The sequence below is a fragment of the Agathobaculum sp. NTUH-O15-33 genome (genome assembly GCF_033193315.1).
Lineage (GTDB): Bacteria > Bacillota > Clostridia > Oscillospirales > Butyricicoccaceae > Agathobaculum > Agathobaculum faecihominis_A.
Map to the genome: position 1 here is coordinate 3,342,911 of NZ_CP136187.1, position 14,874 is coordinate 3,357,784.

Consider the following 14,874-nt stretch of genomic DNA (forward strand, 5'->3'; position numbering starts at 1 on the left):
TGCTCCGCGCATCTTTATAGTGTCCGGACAGTAAATGAGGTGATACCATGGAAATGATACTGACGCCAGCGGCGAGCGACCTACACGCCCGCTTCTGCGCCGCTGTGACCGAACACAAACTCGCCATGTACCGCGCGGCGCGCGCGCTTTCCGACTGCGACGCGGACGCGGAGGACGCGGTAAGCGAAGCGATCCTGCGGGCTTGGCAGGCCTTCCCCCGGTTGCGCGACCATGCCGCCATAAAGGGCTGGCTGATCCGCATCACGGTGAACTGCGCGCACGAGCACCGCCGCAAGGACGCGCGCGTGACGTATATGGACGACTTGACAGCAGTCGCGGGCGGCAAGAGCGATACCTACGACAGCGGCCTATGGGACACGGTATGCCGCCTGCCCATGGACTTTCGCGCCGTGACCGTGCTGTACTATTTTGAGGATATGACCACCGCCGAGATCGCAAAGGCGCTCGGCGTGCGTGAAGGCACGGTACGCTCGCGGCTTGCCCGCGCGAGAGACCGCCTGCGCACGCTTTTGGAGGAGGAATAACCATGACATTTGATGAAAAGCTAAAGGCCCGCGCGGAACGCGAGGGCAGCCCCACGCCCGAGGGCTTTGATGACCGTATCGCAAATCGTCTGCAATCGCTGCCCGCGCCGGAGCGGCCCACGCGCCGCCTTCCCCTGCGGCGTGCGGTAGTGGTCGGTATCGCGGCGGCGCTCTGCCTAGCCGGCGCGGCCGCCGCCCCCACCGTCATTTCAATGGCGCGCGGCGCGATCAATTACTTTGACAGCGAACGCCATACCGCCTATGGTTCGCAGCAAGACAAGTTTGAAGCATACAACGCCGCCGTTGGTCTGAGCCAAAAAAACGGGGAACGGACCTTGACGATCGACAACATCGCGGTGGACGACAGCTATCTCAACGTGTTCTACACCCTGACCAGCGAAACGCCGCTTGCCTTGCCGAGCACCGACGCCACGCCCGCTGAAATACGAGTCAGTCTTTCCGCACCACATTTCTGGGCCGTGATAGACGGCAAAAAGCTCGAACCCACTGGCACGATTGAATCCGAGGCCTATGCAGTAGGTGATCGCACCCTTAAGGGAATGGAGCGAATCGCGCTGACCCGCGCCCTGCCCGATGAATTTGAGCTTCTGCTCTATACCGGCGGCACAGATGCGATCAAGGATGCGGAATTTCAGTTTTCGCTCGCGGTCGACAAAAGCGCGGTTGCGGTCGAAAGCCTGTCGGTCGAACCGAAAATCGATTTTACGGTGTACTATTCCACTGTCAACAGGCGCCACGACGTACGGGTCGAGCGCGTGTCCATCTCCCCGTTCGGCTCAACGATAACGCTGAGCGAGGTCGCAAGCGATCCCTTCACCGCCTTCGTCCTGCGCGACGATCAGGGAAAGTACCTGACGCGCCTACCCGCGGGCAGTATCGGCAGCGGAATACTCCGCGACCGAGTGAGCAACGTGTTTGAGTTCCTTGGCGCGGATACGGATACCAAATCCATAACGCTCATCCCCATTGCATCAGACGGGCAAGCCCATCGCGTCACCGGCGCGCTGAACGCTCTGCCGCTGTCCGATGGCACCAAAGGCGGCGTAACGCTCAAATCACTTGATATAAGAGAAGATAAAGCGGTAGCCATCTTCTCGTCCGCAGGTGCTGCCCAGCTCACCACCATGCAGTTTTATCTAACGGATCAAACAGGCAAGGACTTAAAACTGACCGGCGACACCTATCTCGATAGCACCATCGACCGCGAGACCGGCCTTATCACTTCGACCCTTTATTACCCGCAGGCCACCGCCGAAGACCTCGCCAAGGCGCACGGCGTAACCTTCTGGCAGGATGATCCCCTGACGCTTCTCGAAGACCAAGCCGTTACCATTGACCTGCAATAACACAAAAAACGCCGCTGATAGCGGCGTTTTTTGTGTTTTCATAGGGTCTGCCCGCTAGCTCCCAAACAGCCTAAGCAGCCCCAGCGATATCCCCGGCACATAGGTGATGAGCAGCAGGCACGCCAGCAAGGTCAGCAGCAGCGGCCAGCCCTCCCGAATGTATTCGGATACCTTGACCTTGATGATCGAAACACAGGTAAATAGTAGAATGCCAAACGGAGGCGACGCGCCGCCGATGGTGTCGTTCAGGCACATGATAATGCCGAAATGAATCGGATCGATGCCAAGCTTTGTTGCGATCGGCACCAGCAGCGGCGGCAGAATGATCAGCGCGGCCGCGCTGTCCATGAACATACCCAGCAGGATCAGAAAGATGTTCACGATCAAAAGAAACACCACCGGACTGTCCGTAAAGTTCATGATCGCCGTGGCCAGCGTTTGCGGGATGTTTTCCAGCGTCAAATAGCGTGCGAACATATTCGCACCCGCCAAGATGAACATGATGCACGCCGTCGTCACGGCGGATTCCACCAAGATTTTGGGCACCATGCTCCACTTGAGCTTTTTATAGATCAGCGCGCCCACCACGGCGGATAACATGATGCAAAACGCGCCGCACTCGGTCGGTGTGAACACGCCGAGGCGCAGCCCCATGATGATGCCGAGCGGCAGCAGCAGCGCCCAGATTGAGCGCCCGAGCTGCGCCAGCACCTCTCGCCCGGTGGCGCGCTTGTCCCGGCTTGGTTTCAGGCCCCTGCGTTTTGAAATAAAATCGGTCACCACCATCAGCGCGGCGGCGATCAGTAAGCCGGGCAGATAGCCCGCCATGAACATATCGCCGATCGATTGGTTGGCGGCGGTCGCGTAAATGATCAGGCAAATGCCGGGCGGTATGATCGGCGTGATGCAGGAAGAGCAGGTGGTGACGGCCGCCGAAAAGCCCTTGGTGTATCCGCGCTTTTCCATTTCAGGCACAATGATCTTTGCATTGAACGCGGTATCCGCGTTGCCCGAACCCGAGCAACCGCCCATAAACGTGCTGGTTAAAATGTTGACCTGCGCCAGCCCGCCGACGCGGTGCCCGATCAGCACCTCGGCGAAATCCATGATCGCGCCCGCGATTCCGCCGTAGGACATGACCACGCCCGCCGTGACGAACAGCGGAATCGCCAGCATGGTGAACGACTGGCTCTGCGCGACCAGCGATTGCAGGATCATATCCATCGGCATGCCCGGGCTTAAAAATACGAAATAGCTCAGCCCCGCCGCAAGCAGACAGTACCCGACCGGAATATTGAAGGCGAACAGCAGGAATAAGATAAGGATGGGCAGAAACTGCGTCATTTCTTCTCCTCCCCGCCGTTCGGCTCCGCGCGGTCCTCTACATGCAGCTGTAAGGTCTCATCCTCCGCCACGCCGCCCATCACCGTGTCGTAATCCAGAATACCGCTGTAAAGCGGTTTGGAGCGGTAGTAATCCTGATGCAAAAACAGGTTCTTGATAAAGCCCAAGCTGTGCGCGCACATCATGCCAAAGCCAACGACCGCGGACAGATCGACCCAGAAATAACTGATATATAGAATCGGCGTCACCTTGCTGCCCGCGCTTACCGCAAAGCGGAAGCTGAAAAACGTCATCACGACACAGATGAGCAATATTAAAAAGGTAGAGAGAAGCGATACCACCTTGCGCGCCGTTTCAGGAAACAGACGCACCAGCAGGTCGATGCCGCCGTGCAGGCTCCGCTTGTAGGCCGCGCTCGCTCCCACGAAGATGATCCACGCGAAGCAGAAGTACGAGACCTCCTCCAGCCATGGGATGGACTGCCGCGTTGCCACGCGCAGCACAACGTTGAAGGAGATCATGCACACCATCAGCAGCAGGAAAAAGGAAACAATGATCTCCTCGAAATTTGCCAATACTTTTTTCATAGCGTATCCCCCGTTAACTTTTCGCGTCTTCGGGCCTGTATCAGGCTCTGATGATGGCCGTTACGCGGTCATACAGCCCTTCCGACCATTCCGGGAACTTTTGATAGACGGATTCCGTGGCCGCGCGGTAAGCGTCGGTATCGCACGCGATAAATTCCACACCCTCGCCGGTCATCTTTTCGCGCACTTCCTTTTCCTCTTCCTGTACCTTTTCCGTCACTGTTTCGGCAAAGACGATCGCTTCCTCCTCCAATATCTTTTGCTGCTCCGGCGTCAGGCTTTGGAAAACCGCTTCGGACATTTCGATCCCATTGGGCTGAATGATGTGGTTGGTTTCGGATACGTACTTACATACCTCGTGGAACCGCGCGGCGTAGATCGCGGGCAGCGGATTTTCCATGCCGTCCGCCACGCCTTGCGAAAGCGCGGTATACACTTCGCTGAATGAAATGGTCGTCGTGTTGGCCCCCATCGCGGTCAGCATTTCGATCCACAGCGGTACAGAGGGCACACGTACCTTCATGCCCTTCATCTCGTCCGGCGTGGGTACCGGCTTGTTGCCGATAAAAACGCGCGTGCCATAATAGCTCGACATATGGTCCAGCACGCGGATACCGGCTTCCGCCGCCTTTTCTACCATTTCATCGCCATAGTCGGAAAAGGCCAGTTTTTTGATCTGCGCGATATCGTCGAACAGATAGGGCCCCAGCATGACCGCATAATCCGGCACATAATAGCACATGGCGGCGGGGTCCACATAGGTCAAGTAATTCGCGCCGCGCGCGCAGGCTTCCAGCGCGTCGTTGTCGTCCCCCAGCACGCCGTTGTGGTGCACCTCGATCACCACCTTGCCGCCCGTTTTTTCCTTGACGCGTTCGGCAAACGCTTCGATCTCTTTCGAGCAGGTCTCCTCCGGAGTCTGACTGTTGGCGAATTTCAGCGTCACCACCCCGTCCCCGTCCGCTTGTCCCGCCTCCCCGCTTGACTGTCCGCATCCCGCGGCAGCGGCCAGCAATAGGCAGCCGATCAACAAAACGCTGATCCATCGTTTGTTTCTCATGTTTGCACTCCTTTCAAGTTTGTCCAATATGTTCCTCTTGCGTACATTAATATATTAATATAATATATAGCCTCTGTCAAGGATAATTGTCGCTTATTTAGCCTATTTCTTCTACCATTTTCCATCTATATAAACAGACCTTCTCAGTCCTTGCCCCCTTGCATAGAAAAAACGCCGCAAAAGCGGCGTTTTATACATCTTTTATACATCTAAAGTGATTTTGCTTTCTTCACGCTGGGCACGGCTCCCCCACCAGCACCTGTACCGAGCGCGGCGCAAGCGTAACGTGCGAGCCGTCGAACGTCCCCTCCGGCGCAAGCGGGTCGCGCGCCGCGGTATCCGCCGCGCGCCGCCAGCAAAAACCGACCGGCAGGCTTGGAAGCTGCTGCCCATGCTCCTCCCAATGTACATTAAGGGCAAGGAACACAAAGTCGTCCCGCTCGCCCTGCGTGTCGCGGCCTGTGAACAGCACGCCGATCTGGCGCGTCTCGCCGTCCACCGCGTCATTCCACGCGGTGCCGTTATGCAGGCTGGTATCCGGGTACTGCGCCGCGGCGGGCGCGGTCGTGCCGCGCAGCACCGGGTGCGCCCTCCGCAGCGCGATCATACCCTTGGTAAACGCAAACAAGCCTTCAAACTGTTCCAGCCGCGTCCAATCCAGCCATGATATCTCGTTATCCTGACAGTAGGGATTGTTGTTTCCAAATTGGGTGTTGCCAAACTCATCTCCGGCCAAAAACATGGCCGCGCCCCGGCTGCACAGCAGCACGGCCATAGCGTTCTTGCGCAGGCGGTCGCGCAGGCCGTTTACGGCGGGGTCGTCTGTCTCGCCCTCCGCGCCGCAGTTCCAACTCGCGTTGTCGTTCGAGCCGTCCGTATTATTCCAGCCGTTTTGCTCGTTATGCTTTTCGTTATATGCGTAAAGATCGTACAACGGAAAACCATCGTGACAGGTGAGGAAATTGACCGAAGCGTTTTGCCGGCTGTCCGGCGGGTACAGATCGGGCGAACCGAGAATGCGCTGCACCGCCGCCGCGGCCACACCGCCGTCGCCCTTGAGAAAGCGGCGGAGATCGTCGCGGTACTTGCCGTTCCATTCGGCCCAGCGGTTCCACGAGGGGAACGAGCCGACTTGATACAGGCCGCCCGCGTCCCATGCCTCGGCGATCAGCTTGACCTTGCCGAGAATGGGGTCGAACGCCAAGCTTTCCAGCAGCGGCGGCGAGGCGAGCGGGCCGCCGTCCGGCGCGCGGCCCAGAATCGTGGCCAGATCAAAACGAAACCCATCCACCCGGTATTCCACCACCCAATGGCGCAAGCAGTCCAATATAAAATCGCGCACCATGGGGTGGTTGCAGTTGAGCGTATTGCCGCAGCCGGAAAAATTATAATACTTGCCGTCCGGCGTGAGCATGTAATAGATATTGTTGTCCAATCCCTTAAAGGAGAAAAAGGGGCCGTGCTCGTCGCCCTCCGCCGTGTGGTTGAACACCACGTCCATAATGACCTCGATTCCATGCGCGTTGAGCGCGCGGATCAGCTTTTTCAGCTCGTCGCCTTCGCGGTTGTATTCGATCGCGGCGGTGTAGCTGGTGTTGGGCGCGAAAAAGCAAACGGTGTTGTAGCCCCAATAGTTGTATAGCGGCTTTCCGTCGACCACACGGTCGTCCTCCATCTCGTCAAACTCGAAAACAGGCATCAGCTCGACCGCGTTCACGCCCAGTTCGAGCAGATAGGGCAGCTTTTCCATCAGCCCGTCAAAGGTGCCGGGGTGCCGCACGCCCGACGAGGGATGCTTCGTAAAGCCGCGCACGTGGGTTTCGTAGATCACCATATCCTGAAACGGGATATGCGGCTCGCGGAAATCGCCCCAATCGAAATTCGAGTGCACCACGCGGCTGTGGTAAGCCACGCCGGGCGCGGAGCGCACGCCCCACTGACTCTGCCCGGTCACCGCGCGGGCGTAGGGGTCGAGCAGGAATTTTTCTCGGTCGAACAGCAGGCCGCGCGCGGGGTCGTGCGGGCCGTCCAGCCGGTAGGCGTATTCAAACTCGCAGATATTCAGGCCGAATACGATGATCGAATACGTATTGCCGATGCGAAAGGTCTCCGGAATGGGCAGCACGGCATAGGGCTGCTGCTCGCCCCGGTGAAAAAGACACAGCTCGCAATAGGTCGCGTAGAACGAATGCAGGGTAAAGTTCACGCCATCCGGCACCACGCTCGCGCCATCCGATAAGTAAAACCCGGGCCTTACCGGAAAACCCGCGATCTTGCCCGTTGGCTTTAGCGGTTCAATCTCGGCCATGGGGCACGCTTTTCTTTCCTTTTCCGTCATGGATACGCCTCCGCTTCCCAATAAAAAAGGGCGCGCCGGCGGCGCACCCCTTTATTTTATTCTCCGATTACCTGAAACACGATATCGCGCGTGCGGTCGTTGGTATCGCACTCGACCAAGGTCAGGTTCTGCCACGGTCCGCAAACGAGCTGACCATCCACAAACGGCACCGTGACCGAGGGCGACAGCAGCGCCGCCTTGATGTGAGACGAACCGTTATCGTCGTTCCACGTATCGTGGTGCTTGTAGTGAATGACCTTGCCGGTCTCATCCTGATAGGGGGAGAAAACGTCCATCGCGGCTTTCAGGTCGTGTCCGACAAGGCCGGGCTCGAACTCCAGCGATGTCAAACCGGCCACGCCGCCGGTTGTCCAGCCGGTAATAATGCCCGAATGCACGCCGTATTTTTTGCCTGCGTTTATGACCGCGGCGCGAAAATCATCGGTCACGTCGATCATGCCCATGTGGGCCTTGGTGCGGTAGGTTTTGGTTTCTGTGTAAACTGCCATAGGGTCTCCCTCTCTCTCCGTTTTGTTGACTGCCTTTGTTTATAAGCACTGTAAGTACTGGCCGTACAGCGTCTTATCGAGCTCCTGTCCAAGCTGGTGAAGCTGGTCGCGGCTGATATAGCCGCGCTCCAACGCAATCTCTTCCAAACAAGCGATGTAACGCCCGGTCTCATCCTGCACGCGCTTGACCTCCAAACCGGAGGAAAGCAGGTTGTCCGCCGTGCCCGCGTCGAGCCAGACGAAATCGCGGTCCAGCTTGACCACGTGCAGGCTGCCGCGCCGCAAGTACTCTAGGTTCACATCCGTAATCTCCAGCTCCCCCCGCGCGGAGGGCGTCAGGTTGTGCGCGATTTCCATGACCTGCTCATCGTAAAAATACAGGCCGGGGATGATGTAATTGGACTTTGGAAAACGGGGCTTTTCTTCAATGGAAACCGCGTTTCCCGCCTTATCGAACTCCACCACGCCGAACGCGCGCGGGTCGGACACGTAGTAGCCGAACACACAGGCCCCCGCGTCGCATTCGACCGCCTGATTCAGGTAGCGGGCAAAATCGAGCGAATGAAAGATGTTGTCGCCCAGAACAAGACATACCTTGTCCCCGCCGACGAACTGCTCGCCGATCAGCAGCGCGTCCGCGATACCGCGCGCGACCTCCTGCACCTCGTACGTGATATTGACGCCAAAGCGCGAGCCCGAGCCGAGCAGCCGGTAAAACGGCCCTTCCTCTCCGGGCGGGATGATGATCATAATATCGCGAATGCCCGCCTGCATCAAAACGGCGAGCGGATAATAGATCATCGGCTTGTCGTAAACAGGCAGCAGCGGCTTGCATACCGGCCGCGTCATCGGGTACAAACGCGAGCCCTTGCCCGCAGCAAGAATGATTCCCTTCATAGTAAGCCCTCTGTCTTTTTAAATTTCAAATTGCTTTACAGGTATTATACCACAGCGGCAAGCATAAAAAAAGCCATTTGCATCCCGTATGTTCCGCTGGTGGCAGATTAATTTAGGCAAGCTTGTCTGCGGGAAAAAGCGCATAGGTAAACGGGCTTGTAGGGCGCGACGCCCTCGGCGCGCCGTCTCAGAGGGACGTAGCACTTGCTGAAAAGCAAGGGCTCCCCGTCCGGCCGGACCGGCCTGTATGGTGCTTCCCCGTATTCTGGCGCTTCGCTCTCGGCGCGCCGGGGGCGTCGCGCCCTACTATTCCGGTGGTATCCATGTCTTTTTCTATGCGTTTTCCTAAACCAAACGGCATTGGCGGTTTATCTTGCACGAACGTTATTCGTCAAACCCCAGCATTTCGTTTGGCGTGGTGCCGAGGATGCGGCAAAGCTTCGCAAACGTCTCCACATCCATTTTTCGCTGTCTGGTCTCATACATCCCATAAGCTGCGGATTTCAGTCCCAGTTGTTCGCTTAGCTGTACCTGAGATAATTTCATTTCAAGCCGCATCTTTTTGAAAGCTTCAATATAATCCATAATACCTCTTGACTTCACACATTTTGTGTGATAATATTATTTCACACAAACTGTGTGAATGGAGTTTTGCCTTATGAATACCTTTCTAAACGACCTCTACTACACCTACGGCCGGCACGAGCTGCCCGAACCGGCGCAATGGCGCAGCCACAAGGCCTATGACGAGCTGTACGCCCGCCTGTCGCCGGAGGGACGCGCACAGCTGGGCAAAATCATCGCGGCGGCCCAGATCGAATCCGCTATCGCCGGAGAACGCGCCTTTACCGCGGGCCTTGATTTCGCCGTTTCCCTTTTCACCGGTATATTCGCGGAGTACTAACCTCGCCATCTTATCTGTAAGTATACCAGAGCCTGCCAATTCGCGCAAGCGCCAACGGCGGTCCACGACCGCAAAAAAGGCCGCCCCATCGGGGCGGCCCTTTCGCTGTTCTTTTATTACGCCTTGCCAAGCTCCTTGACGCGCGCCTGAGCCGCCGCGAGGCGGGCGATCGGTACGCGGAAGGGCGAGCAGGATACGTAGTTCAGGCCCACATTGTGGCAGAACTCGACGGAGGAAAGGTCGCCGCCGTGCTCGCCGCAGATGCCGAGCTTGATGTCCGGGCGCACCTTGCGGCCAGCGTCCACGGCCATCTTGACCAGCTTGCCGACGCCGTTCTGATCCAAACGGGCAAACGGATCGGATTCGAGGATCTTCTTATCGAAGTAGCACTCGAGGATACGGCCCACATCGTCGCGCGAGAAGCCGTAGGTCATCTGCGTCAGATCGTTCGTGCCGAAGGAGAAGAACTCGGCCTCGGTCGCGATCTCGTCCGCTGTAACGGCCGCGCGCGGGGTCTCGATCATCGTGCCGACCATATACTTCATCTTCAGGCCGGAGGCTTCAATCAGCGCGTCCGCCTTATCCTTGATGACCTTCTTGACGTAGCGCAGCTCGTTGATCTCGGATACCAGCGGCACCATGATCTCGGGCGTGATGTTCAGTCCGTCCGACTTGCACACGTTGATGGCGGCGGAGATGATGGCTTCGGTCTGCATCTCGGCGATCTCAGGATAGAGAACGTCCAGACGGCAGCCACGGGTGCCGAGCATCGGGTTGAACTCGTGCAGGTCGGCGATCTTGCTTTCCAGCTTTTCAGCGGGAATGTTCATTTCAGCCGCCAGATCGAGGATATCCTGCTCTTCCTTGGGCAGGAACTCGTGCAGCGGAGGATCAAGCAGGCGGATGGTAACAGGCAGGCCGCCCATCGCGCGGTAGATGGCTTCAAAGTCGCCGCGCTGCATCGGCAGAATCTTGGCGAGCGCCGCGCGGCGCTGGTCGACCGTGTCGGAAACGATCATTTCACGCACAGCCTTGATGCGCTCGGGCTCGAAGAACATATGCTCGGTGCGGCACAAGCCGATGCCCTCGGCGCCGAACTTGCGGGCCTGCTGGGCGTCGCGCGGGGTGTCGCCGTTAGTGCGTACGTGCAGGGTGCGGATTTCATCAGCCCAACCCATGAAGCGGCCGAAATCGCCGGTGAGCTCGGCTTCCTGCGTGGCGATCTTGCCGAGGTATACGTTGCCGGTGGAACCGTCGAGCGAAATCTCCTCGCCCTCGTGGATGACCGTGCCGTCGCCGAAGGTGATGGTCTTGGCGGCTTCGGATACCTTGATGTCGTTAACGCCGGCGACGCAGCAGGTGCCCATGCCGCGGGCCACGACGGCCGCGTGGCTGGTCATGCCGCCGCGCGCGGTCATGATGCCTTCGGAAACGGCCATGCCGTCGATATCCTCCGGCGAGGTCTCCTGCCGGACCAGTACGACCTTCTCGCCCGTCTTGTGCGCCTTGGCGGCTTCCTCGGCGGTGAAGTATACCGCGCCGCAGGCAGCGCCGGGAGAAGCCGGCAGGCCCGAGGTGATCGGCTTGGCCGCGCTAAGCGCCGCGGGGTCGAACGTCGGGTGCAGCAGCGCGTCGAGCTGCTTGGGCTCTACCTTCATGATCGCCTGCTCCTTGGTGCAGACGCCTTCGTCCACCAGATCAACCGCTACCTTCAGCGCGGCCTGCGCGGTGCGCTTGCCGTTACGGGTCTGCAGCATATAGAGCTTGGCGTTTTCGATCGTAAACTCCATGTCCTGCATATCGCCGTAGTGCTGCTCCAGACGGCTGGAGATGTCGACGAACTGCTGGTACACGTCGGGCATGGTGTCCTTAAGCGCGGAGATCGGCTGCGGGGTACGGATACCGGCCACAACGTCCTCGCCCTGCGCGTTCATCAGGAACTCGCCGTAAAGCTTCTTTTTCGCCGGTGGCCGGGTTGCGGGTAAAGGCAACGCCGGTGCCCGAGGTATCGCCCATGTTGCCGAACACCATCGACTGGACGTTGACCGCGGTGCCCCAGGAGTGCGGGATATCGTTCATGCGGCGGTAGGTGTTGGCGCGCGGGTTATCCCACGAACGGAACACGGCGCGAACGGATTCCATCAGCTGGGCCTTGGGGTCCTGCGGGAAATCCTCGCCGAGGGAGTTTTTGTAGTGCGCCTTAAACAGGCTGATCAGTTCGAGCATGTCGTTTTCGTCCAGCTCGTTGTCGTGCTTGACGCCCTTCTTCTCCTTCACCTGATCGATGAACTGCTCGAACGAGGACTTGGGCAGTTCCATAACGACGTCGGAGAACATCTGAATGAAGCGGCGGTAGGAATCGCGCGCAAAGCGCGGGTTGCCCGTCAGCGCGGCCACGGCTTCACAGATCTGGTCGTTCATGCCGAGGTTCAGGATGGTATCCATCATGCCGGGCATGGACGCGCGCGCGCCCGAACGTACGGAGACCAAAAGCGGACGGTCGGGGTCGCCCAGCGTTTTACCGGTGACCTTCTCTAGCTTATCCAGATATTCCATGATCTGCTCTTGGATATCGGGGTAAATGGTGCGGCCATCCTCATAGTACCGGGTGCAAGCCTCGGTGGTGATGGTGAAGCCCTGCGGCACGGGCATGCCAAGGCCGGTCATCTCAGCCAGATTGGCGCCCTTGCCGCCGAGCAGCTCACGCATCGAGCCATTGCCTTCCGGGAACATGTAAACGTACTTCTTCATGTGGTTCGTTTCCTCCATTTCATCTTTGGAACTATTCTTCACTTTTCACAACACAAGAATATTATACCACGCAGTCGGTGCGCGGTTCCACTGTAGGATTATACCGATTTAAAGGAATCGCATTGTATAAAACGACGAAAAGCGCCAATTAGTTGAGTTTCCGTCTTGTGCGGCACAACGGTTTTTAACTTAAATCATAATTTTATGTCGCTAAAAATTAAAGATATGTCGCTTTTTTTGTTTTTTTTACTGCTTTTGTGAAATGGTACCCAGATGCACGCCCGATTGCACCCAGTATTTCCTCTTGCAGGATTTCCTTCAAATACCATCCCGCGGCAGCGTTTTCTTTCCGCGCGGCAACCGGCCTTATTTTTTGTGCAGGATAATTGGGTGTCCCAGCAGAATTATTTGATTTTTTGATTCCGCGTCTGTAAAAACGCCCTTTCGCCGAAAAAATCCAGCAGGATTATTAACCACATCAAACGGATTATAGCTTGAACATTTAACGCAAACAACCTATAATTTAGCTCATAAACCAAGCATAACCCACAGCACCGGCAAATTGGCCGCCTTTTTCCGCCGCCGGGCCGGACCGGCTATAAAAGAGTCGTAAATCAAAACAGAATCGTTTGACGGAGGGACAATATGAAAATCAGTGTTATCACCAACGGTATCAGTCAGGATTACGAGACCTGCTGCAAGATCTTGAAAGAAACCGGCGTGCGGTACGCCGAACTGCAAGAGGTATATGGCAAGCGCGTCGAGTTGCTCAGCGAAGAGGAAGCGCAAAAAATCAAGTCTCTGAACGAGCAATACGGGATCACGCCCGTGAGCGTCACCACGCACGCCTTTGCCGGCGTCGATGTGATGAGCCTGAACGTAGGCGACGAGACCTATGAAAAACACATGGCGCTTTTGAAAAACGGCATCCGCGTGGCCAAAACGGTCGGCGCGCCGCAGGTGCGGGCCATGCCCTTTACCAAGGCGATCGTGCTGCACGGCGCGCACGGCTCGGATCAATGGAACGCGGGCGGCAACAAGGCTTGGCCCAAATTCATCGAGCTGTACCGCCCCATTGCGAAGCTGGCCGAGGCGGAGGACATCGTTATCACGGTGGAGAACGGCTTTAACGCCATGATCGTGTCCGGCTACCAGTGCCGCCAGTTTATCGAGGAGCTGGGCTGCGACCGGATCAAGATTCTGTGGGACCCGGCCAACGCCTTGTATTACGGCGATATCCCGTATCCCAACGCATACCACGAAATCCGGGACTGCTTGGGCCACGTACATATCAAGGATCTGAATTGCTCGATCATTGAGGGCTGGGTCGATATTAAAAACATCGGCCACGGCATGATGGCGCCCTATCTGGACGACATGCGGGCGGCGCTGGAGCGCGACGGGTACGAAGGCTACATCTCCCTTGAAAACATCCTCCGCCCGGACGGCGGCGATTTTATCGACGGGTACTACCTCGATATCCCCGAGCTGCAAAAACGGTTCGGCTGAAAAAGCTCCCTTCATTTTTGGCTGCGGGGCGTCAACCCCGCCCCGCAGCCAATCCTCCTGAATCCCCCACATCGACGGCGAACGATTCCAGTTCGCTGTCTCTTTCAAAATCTCAATTCTTGGTCTATTATAAAAGGAGAAGTGAATCATGAAAACAGTCGGCATGATCGGTCTTGGCAACATGGGCATGGGCATGGCCAAAAACCTGATAAAAAAGGGGTTTCCCGTCAAGGGCTTTGATGTATTCGCCCCCAAGCTGGACGAATTCCGCGAGGCAGGAGGCCAGCCTTGCGCCAACCCGGCGGAGGTGGGCCACGACGCGGATGTTGTATTCGTCATGGTGCTCAACGGCCAGCAGGCGCTTGACGTCGCGTTTGGCGAAAACGGACTTGTGCAAACAATGCGCCCCGGCTCGGTCTACTTCCTAACCTCCACCATCGGTCTGGGGTATGCAAAAAAACTGCACGAGGGCCTTGCGGCAAAAGGCATTGAAATGATCGACTGCGCGGTCTCCGGCGGCCTGCCGGGCGCGCAGAACGGCACGCTCACGCTGATGGCGGCCGGAAAAAAACCGGTTTACGAAAGCTGTGCCGATGTCATGGACGCGATCGCGACCAATCCCAACCACGTGGGAGAAGAGCCCGGTCAGGGGCAGGTCGTCAAGGCATGCCTGCAAGCGCTGGTCGGCGCGCAGTACACCGCGATCTTTGAATTGATGGTCATGGGCTGCAAGGCAGGCGTGGACCCGCAGGTGCTGCAAAACGTGATCAGTACCTCGGTTGCGGGCAGCAAGCTGTTCGATATCTGCGTGCCGCTCATCATGGATCGCAAATTCAAGAACACCGGCTCGTCGCTTGCCGTGATGAGCAAGGATCTGAATATCACGATGGATCTGGCGCGCGAGGTGGGCTGCGCCATGCCGACTGTTGCGATCGCCCGCGAAATGGTGCAGGCCGGCTTCATCCGCTACCCGGACGAGGATAACTGGGCCGTTACAAAAATTCTGGAGGACATCGCGGGAGCCGAGGTAAAACGCCGCTAAACGGCTACGCAAAGCAAGGGA

At 57.7% G+C, this 14,874-nt stretch carries 12 protein-coding genes and 1 pseudogene; 5 read left to right on the forward strand and 8 right to left on the reverse strand.

Features of this window, described 5'->3' with window-relative positions; translation table 11 throughout:
* Positions 1–47 precede the first annotated feature (47 nt).
* Positions 48–545, forward strand: coding sequence for an RNA polymerase sigma factor (locus tag RWV98_RS16305; protein WP_317862098.1), 498 nt, complete (start codon positions 48–50; stop codon positions 543–545).
* A 2-nt stretch (positions 546–547) separates the two neighbouring features.
* Complete coding sequence (locus RWV98_RS16310; protein ID WP_317862099.1) at positions 548–1,912, forward strand: DUF4179 domain-containing protein; 1,365 nt, start codon at positions 548–550, stop codon at positions 1,910–1,912.
* Between the two features lie 54 nt (positions 1,913–1,966).
* On the opposite strand, the gene RWV98_RS16315 is transcribed toward RWV98_RS16310, so the two are convergent.
* The 7 genes from RWV98_RS16315 to RWV98_RS16345 form a co-directional block, all read right to left on the reverse strand.
* Positions 1,967–3,256, reverse strand: a complete 1,290-nt coding sequence (locus tag RWV98_RS16315; RefSeq protein ID WP_317862101.1) for a TRAP transporter large permease — start codon at positions 3,254–3,256, stop codon at positions 1,967–1,969.
* Positions 3,253–3,843, reverse strand: coding sequence for a TRAP transporter small permease (locus RWV98_RS16320; protein WP_317862103.1), 591 nt, complete (start codon positions 3,841–3,843; stop codon positions 3,253–3,255). Before RWV98_RS16320 ends, RWV98_RS16315 begins: the two co-directional genes overlap by 4 nt.
* A 40-nt stretch (positions 3,844–3,883) precedes the next feature.
* Entirely contained in the window at positions 3,884–4,903 is a 1,020-nt protein-coding gene (locus RWV98_RS16325) for a C4-dicarboxylate TRAP transporter substrate-binding protein (RefSeq protein WP_317862105.1), read from the reverse strand.
* 229 nt (positions 4,904–5,132) lie between these two features.
* A complete protein-coding gene (locus RWV98_RS16330) occupies positions 5,133–7,241 on the reverse strand; it encodes a glycogen debranching protein (RefSeq protein ID WP_442872080.1) in 2,109 nt (702 codons plus the stop codon).
* Between the two features lie 56 nt (positions 7,242–7,297).
* Positions 7,298–7,750, reverse strand: a complete 453-nt coding sequence (locus RWV98_RS16335) for a YjbQ family protein (RefSeq protein ID WP_280963366.1) — start codon at positions 7,748–7,750, stop codon at positions 7,298–7,300.
* A 39-nt stretch (positions 7,751–7,789) separates the two neighbouring features.
* The gene (gene rfbA / locus RWV98_RS16340; RefSeq protein WP_280963365.1) at positions 7,790–8,647 is read right to left on the reverse strand and encodes a glucose-1-phosphate thymidylyltransferase RfbA; all 858 of its coding nucleotides are present in this window, start codon (positions 8,645–8,647) and stop codon (positions 7,790–7,792) included.
* Between the two features lie 384 nt (positions 8,648–9,031).
* Complete coding sequence (locus tag RWV98_RS16345) at positions 9,032–9,232, reverse strand: helix-turn-helix domain-containing protein (RefSeq protein ID WP_317862107.1); 201 nt, start codon at positions 9,230–9,232, stop codon at positions 9,032–9,034.
* 73 nt (positions 9,233–9,305) lie between these two features.
* Here RWV98_RS16345 and RWV98_RS16350 point away from each other — a divergent pair, with 73 nt between their 5' ends.
* Entirely contained in the window at positions 9,306–9,551 is a 246-nt protein-coding gene (locus RWV98_RS16350) for a hypothetical protein (RefSeq protein WP_317862109.1), read from the forward strand.
* A 116-nt stretch (positions 9,552–9,667) separates the two neighbouring features.
* Here the strand turns inward: RWV98_RS16350 and ppdK are convergent.
* Positions 9,668–12,302: pseudogene (gene ppdK, locus RWV98_RS16355) on the reverse strand (pyruvate, phosphate dikinase).
* 645 nt (positions 12,303–12,947) lie between these two features.
* Between ppdK and RWV98_RS16360 the strand changes: the two are divergent.
* Both RWV98_RS16360 and RWV98_RS16365 read left to right on the forward strand, forming a co-directional pair.
* Positions 12,948–13,811 (forward strand): sugar phosphate isomerase/epimerase family protein, encoded by an 864-nt coding sequence (locus tag RWV98_RS16360; RefSeq protein ID WP_317862111.1) that lies wholly within the window; start codon positions 12,948–12,950, stop codon positions 13,809–13,811.
* A 148-nt stretch (positions 13,812–13,959) separates the two neighbouring features.
* Positions 13,960–14,853: an NAD(P)-dependent oxidoreductase gene (locus RWV98_RS16365; RefSeq protein ID WP_280963360.1), complete on the forward strand. Its 894-nt coding sequence runs from the start codon at positions 13,960–13,962 to the stop codon at positions 14,851–14,853.
* The last annotated feature ends 21 nt before the right edge of the window (positions 14,854–14,874 follow it).

What these genes read in the sequence shown, in the direction of transcription:
- RWV98_RS16330 (WP_442872080.1), bottom strand. Translation starts at nt 7,241, where the DNA reads ATGACGGAAAAGGAAAGAAAAGCGTGCCCCATGGCCGAGATTGAACCG.
- RWV98_RS16335 (WP_280963366.1), bottom strand. Translation starts at nt 7,750, where the DNA reads ATGGCAGTTTACACAGAAACCAAAACCTACCGCACCAAGGCCCACATG.
- RWV98_RS16305 (WP_317862098.1), top strand. Translation starts at nt 48, where the DNA reads ATGGAAATGATACTGACGCCAGCGGCGAGCGACCTACACGCCCGCTTC.
- RWV98_RS16325 (WP_317862105.1), bottom strand. Translation starts at nt 4,903, where the DNA reads ATGAGAAACAAACGATGGATCAGCGTTTTGTTGATCGGCTGCCTATTG.
- rfbA (WP_280963365.1), bottom strand. Translation starts at nt 8,647, where the DNA reads ATGAAGGGAATCATTCTTGCTGCGGGCAAGGGCTCGCGTTTGTACCCG.
- RWV98_RS16310 (WP_317862099.1), top strand. Translation starts at nt 548, where the DNA reads ATGACATTTGATGAAAAGCTAAAGGCCCGCGCGGAACGCGAGGGCAGC.
- RWV98_RS16345 (WP_317862107.1), bottom strand. Translation starts at nt 9,232, where the DNA reads ATGGATTATATTGAAGCTTTCAAAAAGATGCGGCTTGAAATGAAATTA.
- RWV98_RS16320 (WP_317862103.1), bottom strand. Translation starts at nt 3,843, where the DNA reads ATGAAAAAAGTATTGGCAAATTTCGAGGAGATCATTGTTTCCTTTTTC.
- RWV98_RS16360 (WP_317862111.1), top strand. Translation starts at nt 12,948, where the DNA reads ATGAAAATCAGTGTTATCACCAACGGTATCAGTCAGGATTACGAGACC.
- RWV98_RS16350 (WP_317862109.1), top strand. Translation starts at nt 9,306, where the DNA reads ATGAATACCTTTCTAAACGACCTCTACTACACCTACGGCCGGCACGAG.
- RWV98_RS16365 (WP_280963360.1), top strand. Translation starts at nt 13,960, where the DNA reads ATGAAAACAGTCGGCATGATCGGTCTTGGCAACATGGGCATGGGCATG.
- RWV98_RS16315 (WP_317862101.1), bottom strand. Translation starts at nt 3,256, where the DNA reads ATGACGCAGTTTCTGCCCATCCTTATCTTATTCCTGCTGTTCGCCTTC.